General features: G+C 54.0%; 14 protein-coding genes and 1 pseudogene. 6 read left to right on the top strand and 9 right to left on the bottom strand.

Going from position 1 to position 19,137, the window contains the following annotated elements; all coding sequences use genetic code 11:
• Nucleotides 1–340 precede the first annotated feature (340 nt).
• The 8 genes from J2X56_RS26250 to J2X56_RS26215 all read right to left on the bottom strand — a co-directional run bounded on the left by J2X56_RS26250 (nt 341) and on the right by J2X56_RS26215 (nt 8,105).
• Complete coding sequence (locus J2X56_RS26250) at nt 341–1,702, bottom strand: hypothetical protein (RefSeq protein ID WP_310164054.1); 1,362 nt, start codon at nt 1,700–1,702, stop codon at nt 341–343.
• Between the two features lie 447 nt (nt 1,703–2,149).
• Nucleotides 2,150–2,620, bottom strand: coding sequence for a DUF6527 family protein (locus J2X56_RS26245; RefSeq protein ID WP_310164052.1), 471 nt, complete (start codon nt 2,618–2,620; stop codon nt 2,150–2,152).
• Nucleotides 2,620–3,789 carry a ThiF family adenylyltransferase gene (locus J2X56_RS26240; protein ID WP_310164049.1) on the bottom strand — a complete coding sequence of 390 codons (1,170 nt, stop codon included), beginning with the start codon at nt 3,787–3,789 and terminating at the stop codon, nt 2,620–2,622. Before J2X56_RS26240 ends, J2X56_RS26245 begins: the two co-directional genes overlap by 1 nt.
• Nucleotides 3,764–4,480: a multiubiquitin domain-containing protein gene (locus J2X56_RS26235; RefSeq protein ID WP_310164046.1), complete on the bottom strand. Its 717-nt coding sequence runs from the start codon at nt 4,478–4,480 to the stop codon at nt 3,764–3,766. Before J2X56_RS26235 ends, J2X56_RS26240 begins: the two co-directional genes overlap by 26 nt.
• A 129-nt stretch (nt 4,481–4,609) precedes the next feature.
• Nucleotides 4,610–5,149 (bottom strand): helix-turn-helix domain-containing protein, encoded by a 540-nt coding sequence (locus tag J2X56_RS26230; protein ID WP_310164043.1) that lies wholly within the window; start codon nt 5,147–5,149, stop codon nt 4,610–4,612.
• A gap of 45 nt (nt 5,150–5,194) precedes the next feature.
• Entirely contained in the window at nt 5,195–6,289 is a 1,095-nt protein-coding gene (locus J2X56_RS26225; RefSeq protein WP_310164042.1) for a hypothetical protein, read from the bottom strand.
• Between the two features lie 135 nt (nt 6,290–6,424).
• Nucleotides 6,425–7,129 carry a hypothetical protein gene (locus J2X56_RS26220; protein ID WP_310164039.1) on the bottom strand — a complete coding sequence of 235 codons (705 nt, stop codon included), beginning with the start codon at nt 7,127–7,129 and terminating at the stop codon, nt 6,425–6,427.
• 628 nt (nt 7,130–7,757) lie between these two features.
• Nucleotides 7,758–8,105 (bottom strand): helix-turn-helix transcriptional regulator, encoded by a 348-nt coding sequence (locus J2X56_RS26215; protein WP_310164035.1) that lies wholly within the window; start codon nt 8,103–8,105, stop codon nt 7,758–7,760.
• 1,200 nt (nt 8,106–9,305) lie between these two features.
• On the opposite strand from J2X56_RS26215, the gene J2X56_RS26210 reads away from it, so the two are divergent.
• From J2X56_RS26210 to J2X56_RS26190, 5 genes and pseudogenes are all read left to right on the top strand, one after another.
• Nucleotides 9,306–10,613, top strand: coding sequence for a HipA domain-containing protein (locus J2X56_RS26210; protein ID WP_310164033.1), 1,308 nt, complete (start codon nt 9,306–9,308; stop codon nt 10,611–10,613).
• Between the two features lie 452 nt (nt 10,614–11,065).
• Nucleotides 11,066–11,410: pseudogene (locus tag J2X56_RS26205) on the top strand (type IV pilus secretin PilQ); the annotation flags it as partial.
• Between the two features lie 199 nt (nt 11,411–11,609).
• Nucleotides 11,610–13,409, top strand: coding sequence for a bifunctional shikimate kinase/3-dehydroquinate synthase AroKB (aroKB, locus tag J2X56_RS26200; protein ID WP_121040532.1), 1,800 nt, complete (start codon nt 11,610–11,612; stop codon nt 13,407–13,409).
• 1 nt (nt 13,410) lies between these two features.
• Nucleotides 13,411–14,562 (top strand): deoxyguanosinetriphosphate triphosphohydrolase, encoded by a 1,152-nt coding sequence (locus J2X56_RS26195; protein WP_121040534.1) that lies wholly within the window; start codon nt 13,411–13,413, stop codon nt 14,560–14,562.
• 451 nt (nt 14,563–15,013) lie between these two features.
• The gene (locus J2X56_RS26190) at nt 15,014–15,769 is read left to right on the top strand and encodes a DUF5610 domain-containing protein (RefSeq protein WP_121040536.1); all 756 of its coding nucleotides are present in this window, start codon (nt 15,014–15,016) and stop codon (nt 15,767–15,769) included.
• Between the two features lie 161 nt (nt 15,770–15,930).
• Here J2X56_RS26190 and J2X56_RS26185 read toward each other — a convergent pair whose 3' ends face one another.
• On the bottom strand, nt 15,931–18,282 hold the full coding sequence (locus tag J2X56_RS26185; protein ID WP_034331269.1) for a Tex family protein: 2,352 nt from the start codon (nt 18,280–18,282) through the stop codon (nt 15,931–15,933).
• Nucleotides 18,283–18,524: 242 nt separating this feature from the next.
• Between J2X56_RS26185 and pth the strand changes: the two genes are divergently transcribed.
• Nucleotides 18,525–19,103, top strand: coding sequence for an aminoacyl-tRNA hydrolase (gene pth, locus J2X56_RS26180; protein ID WP_034331266.1), 579 nt, complete (start codon nt 18,525–18,527; stop codon nt 19,101–19,103).
• Nucleotides 19,104–19,137: the final 34 nt, after the last annotated feature.

The raw sequence follows: 19,137 nt of genomic DNA, 5'->3' as shown, positions 1-19,137 counted from the left end.
TGTCCGCCTGCGCATTTTCGTCTTTGCTTGTGCGTAGCGATGCTGTTGCCTTCGACGCAACGCGACCAGCTGCGAATTTCCCAGGATTGCCCCCTCAGGCAACGGCTATTGTTGATTACTTTACATGACTATTTGATTTTTGCTCAAGTAGGTTCCGGCGCAAACAGCGCAACTCATGTCATCCAAACATTTAGACACTGGCATCCGCAGCGGGCTTGTCAGGCTATACCAAGGAAGATCTCACACACCGCCGGAACAATTCGCACACTAATCAGGTGGCTATTGTTGTTCTAAACTTCACTCACAAGCCCCACCCAAATCAGGAATCGGACAGCATAGATCACACGTCAGCAGGACAGACTGCAGCTCCAGTGTTAGCTACACGTAAAAACTCTGCTTCAAGTTTCACTACGATCCCCGGCAAAGACGCCTTCGCCGACTCTGTCATCTCGTAACGTCGCTCCACTTCCGATGGGTGTAAGTACTTCGAGACGAAATTATCGTCGTCGCCCTGAGCCACCTCCTTTACCCAATCGAGAGCAGCAAACGGGAATAACTCAGACGAATCGGTTTTGTAAGCGTACGATTTCAGAGGGTAAATATCGACAATCTCGATCAGTTTTTTGTCGCAAGTAAGAAACGACGGGAAAAAATAGCGTGCATGCGTTCGGTCTTCTTGGGGTAATTTTTCATCTATGGTAACCATAGCCTCAACGGATCTGATATGCCAAAAGTCCCAGGCCATACCCTTCAATTTTCCGAGCTTGTCAGGCAATTTCTCTGCGGTAGTCTTTTGGATCGCACCGAAGAATTTGAGGTCTTGACCACGGGTGAAGTATTCCTTCGCAACGATTGTTTCTCGTGCACAAATTGTATGAAGCTCTTTATCTTGGAACTCCATAAACTCAACTAGCTTCGACTTCAAGCTTCTTTTCGGATTCGCGAGCTGGATGATGGCCATCTTCAAAAGCAAGCAATACATTATGTGGATACGTTGGGTTAGACCCGTCATCAATTCAATCTGAGTCGAATTGCGAAGCATGCGTTCTAGATGTCCATTCACACTGTCCAGAAATGCGACATCATCAAGTTGCGAACGTACTTTTCCAGTTTCCTTAAAGTATTTGCAGTCGAGCGTGCGAAGCCGCTCGTATCCAATCAATTTCTTTTTAATTGCCTCGACATTTTCCTTATTCTGAATGTTGGGCAGGTTTTCCAACATGTATGGCAACGCATCCACAAAGACATCGTCTCTGGCGATAAACGAAAATATCTCGTGAATATCCTTGGGTAATTTCGTTAGATTTCCTTCAAGATAAGGCGCCAAGTAGCTGGTCATTTGGGTATCTAGCGATATGGAATAGTCTGTTGCAAAGGTTGAAGATCCCATCGTATTCATCTCATTGAGAACTTGAGGATCAAGAACAAAAATTCGCTCGGTCGCAAATAGCCCTCGGACTACAGATCCATCGCTGAATTCACGATGAACCGACAATCCCGGACTCGCACCCTTCGCGGAAGCAAACACAAATTTCCAATCTGGTACCAAGGCATAGCAATGCTCATAGGCGAACTTTGCTTCCTCCACTGTATCTGCGTTCGCGATGCAAGCGACCACCATCTTTTCCATTTTTGGGAACGAAGATTGTGCCTTGGCCATATTGAGCATCTCAGGATACCTTCTTGTGATCTGCGCGATCATGAATATCTCCTGTCCCAATTTCTCAATCAACTTTTCCAACATCTATATCTCCGCAAAATAAAGTGATATCTAGACATTCATCCAGCCGCTCTAAATGTCTAGCGCTAGGCAGTAGTAAGCGGTATTGCTCAGAGGCTGGTATCTAGCCTATGTCAGCTATTTCTTGGGCACTTGCTCTGTTATGCGTTGCCTGCACGAGCGCTGAGAATGCGGTCGCTGTATATTTAACGTGAGTGTCCCGGTACGTGCTCAACACAATTTGCACGTCCTATCAGCGATATCGCTACCAGCAGGACGGCACCGATCACGGTGTCTTAGTCGCAGCTGGCTTGGTCTTGTTGAGCAGGACGTTGGCAGATTTAATCAATGTACTGTCTGCCATACCCGCATTGATACGGATCTACTACGACAACGCAACAAGGAAGCAATCAAATACCATTGTCGATCCTAATATTTGCCATTTAGCCAATTAAGAATTTTGGTTAGCAGCGATGGCGGCGTTGCAGTAGGTGCCTTAATTGAACTTGTCCGCGGATCACTAACAGGCTTTGTATGGTCTCGAGATTTAGTTTCAGACTGATAATATGTTCGCTTACGCTCTTGCTCATTTTTTACGGCGGCCTTTATCTGAGAATTGTTCCATGGCCCCGCTTCGATCGCCTGATTTGCCTTGATGATGTAATGCGAACGGCATGGTAAATTCCAATTTCCTACTGACGGCCAAAGTGATGCACTCACGCCGTTGTAGGTTATTGTCCAATCGTTTGGTGTGAGCGGCGTCACAACCTCATGGCCACACCCACAGCAGCAGCTGTGGACAACTGTGCCGTATTCCATAGATACGTAGAGAATTCCCTTTTCAAGCTCTCTAGGAATGCCTTTGACAAATCGCGGCTCTAAGGTGATATGTTGCAACATCACATCTCCCCATTCACCAACATATTTCCATCAGTGGTGTAGGAACTGTGATGTTCCTTTTCCAAGTCACGATAGAAGTCGCGATATTTTTTCCACTTAATCACCGCTAGGCATGCGTTTAACGCGTTGAGATCTGCCACTTGGATATTGGATGCATAGAGGTCATTGACACCTTGAGCATCGAAAGGAATCTTGGAGCGTGCAGTAGCCCTATTTTCAGGCGAACTGAACGTGACACGCAAAATGCCCCCCAGTGATCCATGAGTGAGTTCTAAACCCATCCCCACATCGATAAAAGGAATTCCGCGGCCTTCGAGTTCGCTCACAGCCAATTCCTTTTCTCCCCCCGCATCCATACAGAGGAAGGCGAACGTAATTCCCTCAAGGAGATGGAGTTGGTCTGGGCCAAACTTCACTTCATGACCAGCGATATGGCGATGCATTTTCGAATAGATTCTCGAAAAGTAGCTAACCTTCTTAGGAACATCGCGGAGCTCCTCAATTGACGGTGCACCAGGTGCACGAAATGCGTTGTGCTGTAAAAAATCATCATCATCCACAAGGCGAATTTCTGCGACGGGTGTTTTGGACACCAGATCGAGGACATATCCACCTGTGCCACCAGTACCCAGAATAAGGACACGTTCATCAGAAAACTTCGCGCTGAGCGCACCGATACCGGCCCTATCCGATGCAGTCTCGATATAGTTGAAGACGCACGGTTCGTCATCTGATGGCGCCCAGACCTTACGTGGGCTTGTACCCGGCTCGACCACGCTTGCCGGCCCCGAAATGATAGTCGCGTAGGTTGACATTTTTTGGAAGTAGTCAGCGTAGCCCTGATCATTGGGCTTGCTCGATAGCATGTAGCTGCTAATTGCCATCGGATCCGGTGGATTAGCATTTCCAGCCGAAATGCTAAGGAGTACCTTTCCGTTTGCATCGCAGGGGAAGCTCCCCTCGAAATGCACGACATGCGTGTCAGGCTTTAAAGTTGTATCGCCGGCCAAGCAAAGGCTGGAACGAATTCTTCCACGGCGAACCTCCCCTCGCGCATTTACATACGGGACATCAAGCATCACCAGAGAGCCCGCCTCCACTTTGACTATGTAGCCACCCTCTCGAAGTTGCTTAAGATCAGAATTACGACTGAACAGTGCGGCCGACATTGAATACGCTCCCATTTTGAATTTCAACGAAGCCGCCGGCACCGAGTTCACCCTGGTGCGGGAGCGAAGCGACCTTGCGATACGTAATCGAATAAGTGATGTTTGGCGTCGGTTCATCACCAGGGTAGGCCAGCTTCACCAGATCTTCGAACGTCAGCTGCTTCTGATGGACAACGGTTTCATGGCCATTAATGACAATCTCATATGTGTGATCACGCTTCGGCGCATTCTCAAAGCGCTCAACTCCTGGCGCGGACAGGTCTACGTCTGCTTCGATCAAAATCTCACGATCTTCGCCACCACGAATGACTAGAAATACCGCCTCATCAGTAGTAGGCTTAGCAAGAGAGTAGAGATCGCGCCCCGAAATTGTCTGTTTCCCCCAAGTTACCTGGGCACCGTTTACCACCAGCTTGAAAAGGCGGTCTGCGGAGAAAGCGACGAATTTTTTTGGCACGCTGCCACGCAAGTCGACGGTTTCGTCTTGGCGGATGTCTTCGAAGTCACCGTTGGCAAGAATGTTGAATAAGCTGTAGTCCTTGTTCGGATTCAGTCCTGCTGTGATCAAAAGCTGGCGTCCCGTATCGATAGGATCTGCAATCTTCAGCTCGGTAAAGTCGAGATTTTCGAAAGCAAAAAGTACGCGGAGGAGCGGTTCGCAATCCAGCTCGGGAGAGATGCGGGTATTCATAAAGAAGATTCCATAAAATATTTTATCTGCTTAAATTATTCCGTTTAACATGGGATGGAATTATCCGTCGCAGACTTGATTTGAATTTTACGGACCGATTCTGATTAAATCAAGCTGTTTATTCAGAAATTATTGTATTGCCGAATAGACATATTCAAGACCGCCGGTGTCCGCAGTTTGTTCTTTCCTTAAGAGATAGCCCTCAGCGACCAGTCTCTTCAAGCGGGTGCTTGCATTCGGAACCGAAATAGAAAGATCGGCGGCTACCTGTACCGTGCTAACTTGACGTTTTGATAAAACGTAGTTGAGAAGTTCTGCCGCGGACTCAGTCATTTCCGGACCGATGACCTCGTATGAGCCATCGTCATTCCAGATAACTAGCGGCTGCTCCTTCGCCATAGCAGCGTACTTCCAATTGTCGATTAGATCTCGGTTGGTAATTTTCGACAAAAAGAAATGGTATTGACCACGGTAGTAACGAGCAGCCGATATCACACTTTCCCGCGGGAAAGACGCATCGGTTGCAACGATACCTTCGAGGGAGATATTAAATACGGTGGTGTCTTTTGCAGCTTCAACAATCTCACAAAGCTGAAGGAAGACTTTCTTGCCTTGAAGATTACCGAACGGGCGGTTGTCGTCGGTTAAATCGTTAAGACAGATGGTCATAGGAGATCCTGTCTGATTCATCGGCGTAATTTAACGAGAATAGCATCAGTTGGTCAAGAACATATGAAAACATATGTGAGTGCCGAGAAGTTTATGCAGGTTAAGACGATGTGCGAACGTGATACGGTCAGAGTGCAGATGTATCGTTACTTCGAACGTATCCTGACGAACAGTGATACTCCCATTTACGTTACTGTTCAATTTGTTGGCAAGATCACCAGCTCTCTTTAGACCGAGTCCGCGTCCCTGGTTGCTCGTGTTTAGGCGGCTCAATTTCCCATGAGAGAAAATTCTCTCGATGAGCGCCACGCGTAAATCTTTCTCGCTATTTCGGATTTCATCTAGCTGTTCTCGGCTTAGCGTTGGCATTAGCGTTCCAACGATGCCTGCACCACTATCCGAAAAAACCGTCCGAATAGAAGGCTTACGTCCCTTCACGTAAGTTTGTAGAGCTGCAAAGCCAGGAATCGGGGAGCTGGAGTGCTCATGTATGTTATCGAAAAGTTCGCCAAGAATCGTATTTGCGCGGACGTAGTGTTCGATATCTATGACGCACTCAAATCGGTCCCGTAAGTTTTTAAGAATGGCATCATCTCGCTGGTCAAGATTGATCGCAACAACTTCCACCATCGTATCGCTATTATTGCGGTGAACTGATGCCGAAGACGTTGAGGGACGGCGCGGAAATACCCTTACTTCAGCGTCGAGGTGCTCAAAAAAACCTACCCTATCTAGGTAGGTGCGAGTTGATCGGCAATCGGACAGATCCAGCACCACATCTTTTCCTGCAGCGATTAGCTGATTGCATAACGCGAGAAGGCGCGCGATGGTATCGATCAGAAGCGATGTTTGTTGCCCAAACTGGAAAAGGATGAGCGAATGGCCAGAATCAAGAGGTGAGTCATCGGCACTGAGTGTCGTTTCAAACTGGCTCGTGGTAAGCCATTGCTGATCAGGCAAGTGCACCGTCAGCATCTGGTCTTTGAGATACCACCGATGCTGGTTGTCTTTCTCAAATTGAGCTTTTCTTGCGTGTAGTAGCGCGCTGACTCGTTCTCTCTCGACGCCTAACTTGGAAGCGATGTCCTTTGCTTTAAGCGGCTGCTCCCTATCGAGTAATTGTTTTATTTGATCTTCCATAGGTACAACTTAAACTCTGTTTCCGCCACAATTAATTGCTGAACATGCAAATATTATAAGCGACAAGCAATCGTAAAATTACGCAAATAGTACGTCGTGAATGACAATAAAGATGTACCAGCCATCGCAGGGGGGCTACTCCCATTTTTCGTGGTAGTCATAATACGGATAGTGACTCAGTTTTCGTTCAGAGGGCATTAGCAAGAAGTAGATTGTAGCCACCGTTCCGAGGACGTTTGCGAAGAAATCTGGGAAGGTTGAATCAAACGAACCTTCATGCATGAATTCGTTCCGAACCCGTTTAATTTCTATCAACCTTTTTGCCGCGTATGCAGGAACACCAGAACCCGGACGATTGAAAGGCTTGGCGAAACCAATGCGTGCCGCGTTGACAGTCGCCCTGTCCTTGGGATTCATGTCGCCATAAACTTTGTGATGCCAAGCTTGGCGCGCGGTAAGGTACGTTGGATTCACGATCTTAACAAGCTCGTCCCCGTAGCCTTCAAGCAGCGTGAAAATGTATGCCGCCGAGGCTGCCTCATATGGAAACGCTTGGAGTTCTTGGGGAACGTCTCCTGGATTAAGATCTTCTTCCGAATAGATAAAACCACCGTCACCTTCGTCAAAATGGACAAGATTGCTGCGTGTCGCCTTAATGCCAACACCCTTCAGCGGGTAGGTGATGTGTAGCAATGCCTCCAACTCTCTCCACTTGATGACGGCATCATCATGGATGAATTTCTGCGCACTGAACGAAACATGAAAACGCAGCAACACGTCCAATAGGTTAGTAGTTTTTTGGTGAATAGCATTGCGTTGTTCTGAGGTTAGTCTAGGCATGTTGACCTGCGTAGGTAATTTGTAGCCAATCAAGCAGTGAGTCGGTTGTCGATCATAGTCGATTCCAACCAGGCTCGACGGACCGTGGCTGGAGGTTGGTACCGATGTGCGCTGTGCGTGTATATTTCGTCCCCTCGTGGACACCGGTCTGAGCTGGACATTCACTTCGGAATTAACTGAACAGCGTGCCGGCGAGCTGGACACGCTGCAGGTAACGCGACAGTCCGATCAAGTCTTTGATTCAGGTTCAAGGCAGCAGGCACTCACGGGCGAATAAACATTAGCTCAGAGATTCATCTGAAGCCAGTCGAACGTTGACCCCTGATTTGGCGCCAAGCGCTCCCACTGACAGGCGAAGATCCTTCAGACTACCGCTCTTCAATGTTCTGTGCGTCGGGGGCATATCGATAGTTCACGATCTCACCATTGATCAGCATGTTGGTTGCTGCTTCAATGAAGCCATCGATGGCTTTTGCTCGCCAGGAGCTGGTATCCTGCAATGGCAAAATGACCGTCAAAGGCGCCTTGGGATAGAGTCAGGGCGTGCGCATATCTAAGAATATTTACGCATATCATGGAATTTCACACATGAAAAATCCAATCACGCGAACAAAAATCTCCTGAAATGTCAGTCTGATTGCAGATCGCCTCTTTCTCCGAGAGCCTCTCTCAAATATGAGGTCAATTTTTTCAAATCATCCTTCGTAAGCCTCGCGGCTAAGAGAATAAATTCGGCCAATTGTTCATTTGGCTCGAAAAGGTAACTGAGCGGCACATTCAAGGCCTTCGCTAAGCGGAGGGAGGTTCCCTGATCAGGTATATGAACTCCCCGCTCGTACTGATTGATCCTCGGGCTTGCAGAATACTCATCTATACCAGCCGACACTCCCAAACCAAATTGGGTGAGACCAGCAGCCTGCCTAGCGCTCTTAAGCCGCCGCGGAAAAACGCCAGAATTGTCTTTTCTCGAACTCATCCTAAGAGTGTCTTAGGATGCTATTGACGTTGTACTAAGACTTACTTAGTATCCGTTCTTCCATTCTTCCATGAAGAATATAGAGCGTCCTGATTTTCCTGTGACTCCCAGTTAGCCATATTGTCTGATTACTGTACCCAATGAACGTCTGTGATATTCGGCCACTTTCAACTTACATCGGAGTTGGCGGTGCCTCTAAGAAAGTTAAATCCATCTCTATGAAGGTCGATGGTAGTTTGACGGTGGAGTGGCGTCGAGCACCTGGAAACCGAAACAATCGCAACATTCCGCTGCGAGGAAGTGAACCAATAGAGCAATTTGCGCATTGGGCAAAATTGCTAATTGACACATGGTCTCATGACTTGGAGCATTACCTTTTTGAATCTGCCATGGCTACTCCGCATCGGATCATTGGGGATGTGACAACAGAATTCGCAATTCCTCCCTCCTTGTCTGTGACCGAGCTTTGAGCACTATTGCCATTGACGTCGATGGAGTCCTGCTGAACTATAGCGCCGCGTACGCTGTTGCTTGGCAGCGTGCATTCGGTGTCCTCCCAGATCTAAAAAATCCTGATGCCTATTGGCCCAGAGAGCGGTGGCGTGTAGAACATCTTACCGGCTCCAGCTTGGAGTATTTTCGTTCATATTTCGATGAATCATTTTGGAGTTCTTTGCCGGCCTGTGATGGTGCAATCGATGCATGTTTGCGATTAAAAAATGCAGGATTCAACCTAGTCTGTGTGAGCGCCATAGATCCCTGCTTTAGACAAGCCCGGGAAAGAAACCTACATGACCTAGGTTTTCCTATTGATCGAGTATTCTGCACCGAGGGAATTGATGGCCCAGTTAGTCCAAAAGCTTCAGCGCTAAATGAAATAGCACCTGTAGCTTTCGTTGACGACTATTTGCCCTTCCTGCGGGGAATTCCATCGCAGATTCATACTGCCTTAATTTCACGTGATTCTTCAGGCAGCCCAAACGTCGGTGACGATCTAGGTCTAGTGGATTCGAAGCATGCGTGTTTTGCCGAATTTGCTGATTGGTGGTTAGCACGTCGCATCTATCTTTAGAGATAGCTAATGTGGCTGGCACTGATACCGCCATCGACTCCGGCCACATTGTTTAATATAGACATCAAAATCTCAATCTGCATGCTGTTCTTTCAGGGCCTCATCAGATTCAAATTTCCGGATTCACGTTGATTAAGACACTATCGCCTCGCTATCTGGAGATATGGCTTCAAAGTGTGCATGTTGGTTGGCTCTGCGAGCTTGAGGGAGCTTGCAGATTCATCGCCACCGAGGAATATTTGGATGACAGGCATCGAGCCACCTTATCAGCGTCTATCGTAATGCCTGGTGATGACGCACTTTCTCGTGGCTCAGTATATAGCCATGCGGATCCAACCCTATATCGCGAACGTAAGCAAATGCCTCCCTTTTTCGCAGGGTTAATGTCCGAGGGGGCATTGCGTTTTAGGCTAGCAGCAACGCGTAGGGAGGATAGAGACAAAGATGACTTTGGAATATTGGCCGCCGCAGGTCAAGACTTGCCGGGAGCGGTAATCGCAGGCCCAGCAGATCTCACTAAGCTGCCGCCATCAATCTCAAAAATGGAAATTGATGGCTACTCCAATGTATGGGCCCCGATCGCTCCGGAGGGCGCTACTGCTGGAGGAGCCTTGCTTTCTGGAGTTCAAGATAAGCTTGCACTTTTCTACTCTCACGATGACCAGCTTTATCGAATGCCTCGGACAGGAGAACTTTCGAACGTTGTCGCGAAGTTACCAAAGGTTGAAGACGATTCGCAGGTAAGAAACGAGTATCTGTGCATGACATTGGCTCGTTTAGCAGAAATAAACGTCGCCCAATGCCGACTGGTTCCCATGAGCAAAATAGTCGGATTGCCTGATTTGGTCCGGCAACTTGGACCGAATACGCATTTCCTTGCAGTGGACCGTTTTGATCGTAGCCCGGAAGGACCGGTGCATATCGAAGATGCGTGTCAATTCCTTGGAATGATGCCTGGTCAGAAGTATGCAGGTGTCAAAAAATTTGTTCTGTTCCTTCAGATGCTAAATCGACTCGGCACAAAAGGTATCTTCGATATTCAGCAGTTCTTTATGCGTCAGGCCGTCAACACGCTCATTGGAAATTCTGACGCACATTTGAAAAACCATAGCGTTCTATATCGACACGGTATTTTTCCAGAACTCTCTCCGGCCTACGACATTGTTTGCTTATCTGCCCTTCCAAATTTCAGGTCGCTACACACTAACGTTGCGATAGACAAATTTCAACGCGAGGAAACGTTGGATTTATATTGTGCCATAGCTCAAGAGGCCGGAATCGCTCAATTGGCTGTGAAGGTAGCGGTAAAGCGCGCAGTGGAGTTGGCGCTCGATCGCTGGCCCACGGCGCTTCAAACTTCGGGTGTTCCAGATAGGCTCAGAAATGAGATTCTCGCCCGCTTGCGCACATTGCCATTGGCTCTCAGCCTCAATTAACCAAAGGTGGGACGGGCGGATGGCATCTGCGAATTTTCGAGATGCGGAAATTGCATATTTCGAAGTCTCGTGGACTCAGTTCGGCCTAAGTTGAACATTCGGATCGGAACATCCTGCACAGCGCAACTGCAAACATACCTCAACGGATTAGGCGCAAATAGTTCGCGCACAAAAATCTGGACACGCTCCGATCTCAATACGTTCGCTATCCGCGAATTGACTATTTCGATTGCGTCACGAAGTTTCTCATAAGCAATTTTTCAAACGATCGTAGATGCGACTTATGTAAGCACGCTCAGAGCTTCACTTCAAAAACTCTACTCTTCGCTTGAAATTTCAGAACCATAAGTAGCCCCAAAACATTTTAAAAGATTAGCGGGAAACTGACTTCAAATGGCTCCGGGTACTCGAAAAAACTTCATTTGTAGACAAAGTTATTGACTCCTAACAGCAAGAAGGCCAACCTCAAGCTGGAGGTCACGCCCCAGATCACCCCGGACGGCAACGTGATCCTCGACGTCGACGTCAACAAGGACAGCCGGGGCAGCGTCACGCCGGGCGGGCTGGCCATCAACACCAAGCACATCAAGACCAAGGTCCAGGTCGAGGATGGCGGCACGGTGGTCATCGGCGGCATCTACACCCAGACCGACAACGACCACGAGACGCGGGTACCGCTGCTGGGCGACCTCCCGGTCCTGGGGGCGCTGTTTCGCAGCCAGAGCAAGGTGCGGGACAAGACCGAGCTGCTGATCTTCCTGACCCCGCGCATCGTCGCCGGGCCGCGCCCGTATTGAGCCGGAAGGCCCCGGCCACGGGATTTTTCCCCGGTGGCGGGCCAAAGAACGGTAAAATCGCTGTTCCAGGCCCGCTGCGCCGGGCGCAAGCCCGCCAGCGGCGGGCAACACAGCCGTCCACCGGGCGGCAGGCGACCGTGCCGGCAGACGTGCGGCGCCATGACATTGGCCAGTAGCGCAAAGCGCAGAATTCTTAGATATGACGGGAAGCATTTTCCTTGTCGGCCTGATGGGAGCCGGCAAGACCACCATAGGCCGGGCCCTGGCCAAAAAGCTGAACAAGCGCTTCGTCGATTCGGACCACGAGATCGAAGCGCGGACCGGTGCCACCATCCCGGTGATCTTCGAGATCGAGGGCGAGGAGAACTTCCGTCGCCGCGAAGCCGAGATCATCCGCGAGCTCGCGGCCCAGCCCGACATCGTGCTGGCCACCGGCGGCGGCGCCGTCCTGCGTGCCGAGAATCGCGAGAACCTCAAGAAGGGCGGCACCGTCGTCTACCTGCGCGCCAGCATCAACCAGATCCTGCAACGTACCGGCCGCGACAAGAACCGCCCGCTGCTGCAGACCGCCGATCCGCGCCGCAAGCTCGAAGAGCTGTCGCGCCAGCGCGATCCGCTGTATCGCGAAGTGGCCGATTTCGTGGTCGAGACCAACCGGCCCAACGTGCAATTCCTGGTGCAGACCATCATCAGCCATCTGGAACTCTCGCCCAAGGACGGTTCCTGGCTGGCCGAACCGGAACCTGACGAAACCGTCGTATTCGAGAGTCACAGCGCGGTCCTGACGCAAGGCGCGGACGGCAGCACCACGCTGTCCCGCAGTCATTCCACCCAGATCTTCCATGGTGCCGCCAGCACCGAACCGAATCTTCGCAGCATGAACCAGAACATCGCTCCCGCCGCTACCACGATTGCCTCGCTGACCCTCAACGTCGACCTCGGCGAACGCAGCTATCCCATCCACATCGGCCGCGGCCTGCTGGATGACGCCACGCTTTTGCCGCAATACGTCAAGGGCAAGCGCGTGGCCATCGTCACCAATGACAAGGTCGGTCCGCTCTACCTCGACAAGGTGGCGCAAGCGCTACGCGCGGCAGGCAAGCAGGTCACCGAGATCGTGCTGCCCGATGGCGAGGAAGAGAAGAACTGGGCCAGCCTGATGAAGATCTTCGATCGTCTGCTGGCCGACAAGTGCGACCGCAAGACCACCCTCATCGCCCTGGGCGGCGGCGTGATCGGCGACCTGACCGGCTTTGCGGCCGCCTCCTACATGCGCGGTGTGCCCTTCGTGCAAGTGCCCACGACCTTGCTGTCGCAGGTGGATTCCTCGGTGGGCGGCAAGACCGGCATCAACCATCCGCTGGGCAAGAACATGATCGGCGCCTTCTACCAGCCGCAGGCCGTGATCGCCGATACCGCTACCCTGCACACCCTGCCCCCGCGCGAACTGGCGGCCGGCATTGCCGAAGTCATCAAGCACGGTGCCATCATTGATGCACCCTTCTTCGACTGGATCGAAACCAATATGGCGCGCCTGGTCTCCAAGGATGACGCCGCCCTGGCTTATGCCATCCAGCGCTCCTGCGAGATCAAGGCCGAGGTGGTGCGCCAGGACGAACGCGAAGGTGGCCTGCGCGCCATCCTCAACTTCGGCCACACCTTCGGCCATGCGATCGAGAATGGCCTGGGCTACGGCCAGTGGCTGCATGGCGAGGCCGTCGGTTGCGGCATGGTGATGGCGGCCGATTTGTCGCAGCGCCTGGGCTATATCGATGGCGCCACGCGCGAGCGCATCCGCGCCGTGACCGCCGCGGCCGGCCTGCCGACGGTGGCTCCGAATCTGGGCACCGAACGCTGGCTGGACCTGATGGAAGTGGACAAGAAAAACGAAGGCGGTGCGATCAAGTTCATCCTGATCAAGCCGCTGGGCAGTCCCCTGATTACCAACGCGCCGCAGGAACTGCTCCTGCAAACCCTGGCGGCCTGTACCGGAGAATGACATGCACACTGAAGCGCCCGACCATCTCGCCCCCTATGCCGCCCACTCGGCAAGTTCGCGAGGCCGGCGCTTCAGTGAAACGCCACCGGGCTCGCGCAGCGAATTCCAGCGCGACCGTGACCGCATCGTCCACTCCACCGCCTTCCGCCGTCTCGAATACAAGACGCAGGTCTTCGTCAATCATGAAGGCGACCTGTTCCGCACCCGCCTGACCCACAGCATCGAAGTCGCCCAGATCGCCCGCTCCTGCGCGCGCAACCTGCAACTGAACGAAGACCTGGTGGAAGCCATCTCGCTGGCCCACGACCTCGGCCACACGCCTTTCGGCCATGCCGGGCAGGACGAGCTCAACCACTGCATGAAGCATCACGGCGGCTTCGAACACAACCTGCAGAGCCTGCGCGTGGTCGATGAGCTGGAGCAGCACTACGCTGCCTTCGATGGCCTCAATCTCACCTTCGAGACGCGCGAAGGCATCCTCAAGCACTGCTCCCTGCACAATGCGCGCCAGTTGGGCGAGATCGGCGTGCGCTTCCTGGAAAAGAAGCAGCCCTCGCTGGAAGCGCAGCTGGCCAACCTGGCCGATGAGATCGCCTACAACAATCACGACATCGACGATGGCCTGCGCTCCGGCCTGTTGACCATGGAGCTGATGAGCGAAGTCGATTTCTTCGCACGCCATCTGCGCGAAGTCGAACAGGCCTATCCCGGCATCACCGGACGCCGCGTCATCCATGAGACCGTGCGCCGCATGATCAATGCGCTCATCGTCGACCTGAACCAGACCTCGCGCAGCCGCATCGCCGAGATCGCCCCGCGCGACATCGAGGATGTGCGCAATGCGCCGCAGCTCATCGCCTTCTCCGATGCGATGGCCGCCGAAGCCGCGATACTGAAAAAATTCCTGCGCGAGAAGCTCTACCGCCACTATCAGGTCAATCGCATGACGGCCAAGGCACGCCGCATCATCGCCGAGATGTTCGAGGCCTTCACCTCTCAGCCCAGCCTGCTGCCGCCGGACTATCAGGTCAAGGGCATCACGGACGAAACCCAGCGTCTCGACAAGCAGGCGCGCAAAGTCGCCGACTACATCGCCGGCATGACCGATCGCTATGCCATTCGCGAGCATCGGCGCTTGTTCGTGATGGAGTGAGGATTGATGGAGCGGGTGCAACGCCCGCGTTGAACGCCGCGTATCGATACGCGGCGTTTTCATTCAGCGCATCCGTGCGCCCTCATTGTCGTGCTGCCAGCGCGATTTCATTACCCCAATGCAATTGAAATCCCGCTGCCAGCATCTCGCGCACATTTCGTTACATTTTTTCTTGATCGCCTGCGTCCGTCGCGGTCAGCCCGACGGCACGCACGGTATCGCCGCAAACCCGCTTCCAGCAAGGCTTTTCCAAAGATTGCGCGGGTGCAATGCAGACTTGTCAACGAAGTCCCCCAGAAACTGACAGGTGTAAATTTCTGTCAATATCAAGTCCGCTTTGAACAGGCCGTTATGCAGGAATGGAGTGGATGCGCATGGTGCGCAGTTTCGCCTCCGTGGATCCGTCTCCCCCTCTGATGCCCGGATCCCCTTTCATTTTCAGGAGACCGTCATGGCTATCGGCAACACCAGCGGCGTGGACAACAAGTCCCTGCTGCCCGTCACCCCTTCTTCCACTTCGTCGACCTCTGCCGCAGCGTCAGACAACGACAAGCTGCCCGCCACCGCCGGCGACAGCAGCGGCGGCGACAAGATCGCCCAGGCCAAGCAAGCCAACCTGCTCACCGTGAGCGGCGCCAAGGCCCAGTTCAATCTCTCCATCGTGCAATCCTCGCTGGAGGTATCGCTGCAGACGCAGAACGATCCGCTGTCGCTGGTCTACAAGACCGCCATCGAGAACATCAACGATATCCTGCGTCCGCAGCTGGGCGACAACGCCATCCAGACCGCATCGACCCAGGACAATTCGCCGGAGGCAACGGCCGGCCGTATCGTCTCCTTCATCACCAACATGTTCGAGCTCTACAAGCAGAACAATCCGGACAAGGAAGATGCCAGCAACATCGACGACTACATGAACCTGATCTTCAAGGGTGTCGACCAGGGCTTCAAGGAAGCACGCGGCATCCTGGAGAGCCTGAACGTGCTGCAAGGCGATATTGCCAGCAACATCGACAAGACCTATGACCTGGTGCAGAAGGCGCTGGGCGACTTCATCAACAAGGTCAAGGGCGGCAAGCAGGAGGGTGAGGACGGATCGGGCAGCGAAGGCAATGCGGATGGCCAGGGCGGTACGCTGGTGGCCAGCGAGACGACTGTCAGTATTTCAGTGTCGGTGAGCCAGACGCGGATCAGCACCAGTGCGTAATCGCACCTTGCAGTCGCGCTGAGCTGCAAAAGCCAATTCGCAAAAACTAATAAAAAAGAGGCTGTCTCTCTTGGGAGACAGCCTCTTTTTACTTATTTTTCATGACATCGAAAGGCGTGAGAAAGACCGCCCTCGACATCACAAACCATCACAAAAAAACATCACCCACGCAACTTCGCAAACGCCGCCGCCATCGCATTGTTGGCCGGTGCCTGCTCACGGCCGCGCTGGTTCTGGTGTTGCGACAAACGGCGCGAATCGGTACGGTCACCGCGCTGTTCATTGCGCGCACCCGGGGCCGGGGCTGTGTCGTTCAGGCGCATGGTCAGGGCGATGCGCTTGCGCTTCTCGTCCACTTCCAGCACCTTGACCTTGACCACCTGGCCGGCCTTGACCACGGTGTGCGGATCCTTCACATAGCTGTTGGACAGCGCCGAAATGTGGACCAAGCCATCCTGGTGCACGCCGATGTCGACGAAGGCACCGAAGGCCGCCACGTTGGTGACCACGCCTTCGAGGATCATGTCCACGCGCAGGTCCTTGATCTCTTCCACGCCTTCCTTGAAGGTGGCGGTGGTGAACTCGGGACGCGGGTCACGGCCTGGCTTGTCGAGTTCCTTCAAGATGTCGGTGACGGTGGGCACACCGAACTTCTCATCGGCATACTTGGCCGGCGACAGGCCCTTCAACAGCGAGGTCTGGCCCAGCACGCTCTTCACATCCTTCTTGATGTCGGCCAGGATCTTTTCCACCAGCGGATAGGATTCCGGGTGCACCGCCGAGGCATCCAGCGGGTTCTCACCATTCATCACGCGCAGGAAGCCGGCGGCTTGCTCGAAGGTCTTGTCGCCCAGGCGCGGCACCTCACGCAGCGCTGCGCGGGAATTGAACATACCCTTCATATCCCGGTAGGACACGATGCTCTGCGCCACGCTGGCGTTGAGCCCGGAGACGCGCGCCAGCAGCGGTGCGGAAGCGGTGTTCACATCGACCCCCACCGCGTTGACGCAGTCCTCGACCACGGCATCCAGCGAGCGCGCCAGTTGCGACTGGCTCACATCGTGCTGGTACTGGCCCACGCCGATGGACTTGGGATCGATCTTGACCAGCTCGGCCAGCGGGTCCTGCAGGCGGCGCGCAATCGAGACCGCGCCGCGCAGCGACACGTCCAGATCCGGCAATTCCTTGGAAGCGAATTCGGAGGCCGAATACACCGACGCGCCCGCTTCGGAGACCACGATCTTGGTGAGCTTGAGTTCGGGACGCAGTTTGATGAGGTCCTGGGCCAGCTTGTCAGTCTCACGCGAGGCGGTGCCGTTGCCAATCGAGATCAGCGAGACATTGTGCTTCTCGGCCAGTTGCGAGAGGGTATGCAGCGAACCGTTCCAGTCATTGCGCGGCTGGTGAGGATAGATGGTATCGGTGGCGACGACCTTGCCGGTGGCGTCCACGATGGCGACCTTCACGCCGGTACGCAGGCCCGGATCCAGGCCCATGGTGGCACGCGGGCCGGCCGGTGCCGCCAGCAGCAGGTCCTTCAGGTTGCGGGCGAAGACGTTGATGGCTTCAGCCTCGGCCTTCTCGCGCAGGTTGGTCATCAGCTCGGTTTCGAGGTGCATGAAGACTTTCACGCGCCAGGCCCAGCGCACCGTGTCGGAGAGCCACTTGTCGGCCGGACGGCCCTTGTTGGACACACCGAAACGTGAAGCAATGCGACCTTCGCAGGGATTGTGCGGGGCATCCCACTTCGGCTTCTCTTCTTCGGTATCCAGGCGCAGGATGACGTTCAACATCTCTTCGCGGCGGCCACGGAACAGTGCCAGGGCGCGGTGCGAGGGAATGGTGGAATAGGTTTCGGAGTAATCGAAATAGTCGGCGAATTTTTCACCGGCATCCTGCTTGCCCTCGATCACCTTGGATTCGACCACGCCGTGCTCGGTGAGGTATTCGCGCAGGCTCTGCAGCAGCTCGGCATCTTCCGAGAAACGCTCCATGAGGATCTGGCGCGCGCCATCCAGGGCGGCCTTGGTATCGGGCACGCCGGGGTTGTCGCCGTTGTCGGTGGTGAAGGCGGGCTTGATGAACTTGGCCGCTTCTTCTTCCGGGTTCAAGGCCGGGTCATTCAGGAGCGCATCGGCCAGCTCGGTCAGGCCGGCTTCGGCGGCGATCTGGGCCTTGGTGCGGCGCTTGGGCTTGTAGGGCAGGTAGAGGTCTTCCAGGCGGGTCTTGTCTTCCGCGTGGGTGATGGCGTCCAGCAGCACGGGCGTCATCTTGCCCTGCTCTTCGATGGAGGCGATGATCGCGGCGCGGCGGCTTTCCAGCTCGCGCAGGTAACGCAGGCGTTCTTCCAGCAGACGTAGTTGGACATCGTCCAGGCCGCCGGTGACTTCCTTGCGGTAGCGGGCGATGAAGGGAACGGTGGCACCTTCGTCCAGCAAGGCGATGGCGGCAGCGACCTGAACCGGCTTGGCGGCGAGTTCGAGGGCGAGTCGTTGTTCGATAGAAGGCAGCATGGTGAAACCCAGTCAACAGTTGAGCAATTAAGCGGTTAAGCGTTTATGCAGTGAAGAAAAACAAGCGTTGGATGATACGCAATTCAGGCAGCCAAGCCAATCTTGACATTGTGCGATTGCACGCCAAAGTGCCTTGGCGCGGGCCTCGCCGGTGCCTGCACGGCTGCACGCGGATTGGACGCGCAGCCGCAAAGCCGGGATAATCGGCGCTTTCGCATTGCGCGTCCTCGTCCTTCAGCACCATGTCCATCCGTCTCATCGTCGGCCTCGGCAACCCCGGCCCGGAATACGAACAAACCCGCCACAACGCCGGCTTCTGGCTGGTCGACAATCTCGCCGGTCCGGTGCGCCTGGCACGCGAGCAGCGTTTCAACGCCTTGGCGGGCAAGACCAGCATCGCCGGCAATGAGGTCTGGCTGCTGGAACCGCAGACCTACATGAACCGGTCCGGCCAGTCGGTCGGTGCACTGGCGCGCTTCTACAAGATCAATCCGGATGAAGTGCTGGTGGTGCATGACGAACTGGACCTGCCGCCGGGCGCGGCCAAGATCAAGAAAGGCGGTTCCTCGGGCGGACACAACGGCTTGAAGGACATCACTGCGGCCCTGGGCACGCAAGACTACTGGCGCCTGCGGCTGGGCATCGGCCATCCGCGCACGCTGGGGCTGCAACAGCCGGTGGCCGACTTCGTGCTGCACCGGCCGCGCAAGGAAGAACAGGCGCTGATCAACGAGGCGCTGGACAAGAGCCTCAACGTCATCCCCCTGCTGGTGCAGGGCAAGTTCGAACAGGCCATGATGGAATTGCATACCGGGAAGTAATCCCCTGCCGGGGAAAAACCAAGGCAGATGAACG

Source organism: Herbaspirillum sp. 1173, assembly GCF_031455335.1.
In the GTDB taxonomy this organism is placed as follows: Bacteria; Pseudomonadota; Gammaproteobacteria; order Burkholderiales; family Burkholderiaceae_D; genus Herbaspirillum; species Herbaspirillum huttiense.
Note: the sequence above shows the minus strand (reverse complement) of the source record. Positions and strands in the feature narration are given on the sequence as shown.

What these genes read in the sequence shown, in the direction of transcription:
- J2X56_RS26250 (WP_310164054.1), bottom strand. Translation starts at nt 1,702, where the DNA reads ATGATCGCGCAGATCACAAGAAGGTATCCTGAGATGCTCAATATGGCC.
- J2X56_RS26245 (WP_310164052.1), bottom strand. Translation starts at nt 2,620, where the DNA reads ATGTTGCAACATATCACCTTAGAGCCGCGATTTGTCAAAGGCATTCCT.
- J2X56_RS26240 (WP_310164049.1), bottom strand. Translation starts at nt 3,789, where the DNA reads ATGTCGGCCGCACTGTTCAGTCGTAATTCTGATCTTAAGCAACTTCGA.
- J2X56_RS26235 (WP_310164046.1), bottom strand. Translation starts at nt 4,480, where the DNA reads ATGAATACCCGCATCTCTCCCGAGCTGGATTGCGAACCGCTCCTCCGC.
- J2X56_RS26230 (WP_310164043.1), bottom strand. Translation starts at nt 5,149, where the DNA reads ATGACCATCTGTCTTAACGATTTAACCGACGACAACCGCCCGTTCGGT.
- J2X56_RS26225 (WP_310164042.1), bottom strand. Translation starts at nt 6,289, where the DNA reads ATGGAAGATCAAATAAAACAATTACTCGATAGGGAGCAGCCGCTTAAA.
- J2X56_RS26220 (WP_310164039.1), bottom strand. Translation starts at nt 7,129, where the DNA reads ATGCCTAGACTAACCTCAGAACAACGCAATGCTATTCACCAAAAAACT.
- J2X56_RS26215 (WP_310164035.1), bottom strand. Translation starts at nt 8,105, where the DNA reads ATGAGTTCGAGAAAAGACAATTCTGGCGTTTTTCCGCGGCGGCTTAAG.
- aroKB (WP_121040532.1), top strand. Translation starts at nt 11,610, where the DNA reads ATGACGGGAAGCATTTTCCTTGTCGGCCTGATGGGAGCCGGCAAGACC.
- J2X56_RS26195 (WP_121040534.1), top strand. Translation starts at nt 13,411, where the DNA reads ATGCACACTGAAGCGCCCGACCATCTCGCCCCCTATGCCGCCCACTCG.
- J2X56_RS26190 (WP_121040536.1), top strand. Translation starts at nt 15,014, where the DNA reads ATGGCTATCGGCAACACCAGCGGCGTGGACAACAAGTCCCTGCTGCCC.
- J2X56_RS26185 (WP_034331269.1), bottom strand. Translation starts at nt 18,282, where the DNA reads ATGCTGCCTTCTATCGAACAACGACTCGCCCTCGAACTCGCCGCCAAG.
- pth (WP_034331266.1), top strand. Translation starts at nt 18,525, where the DNA reads ATGTCCATCCGTCTCATCGTCGGCCTCGGCAACCCCGGCCCGGAATAC.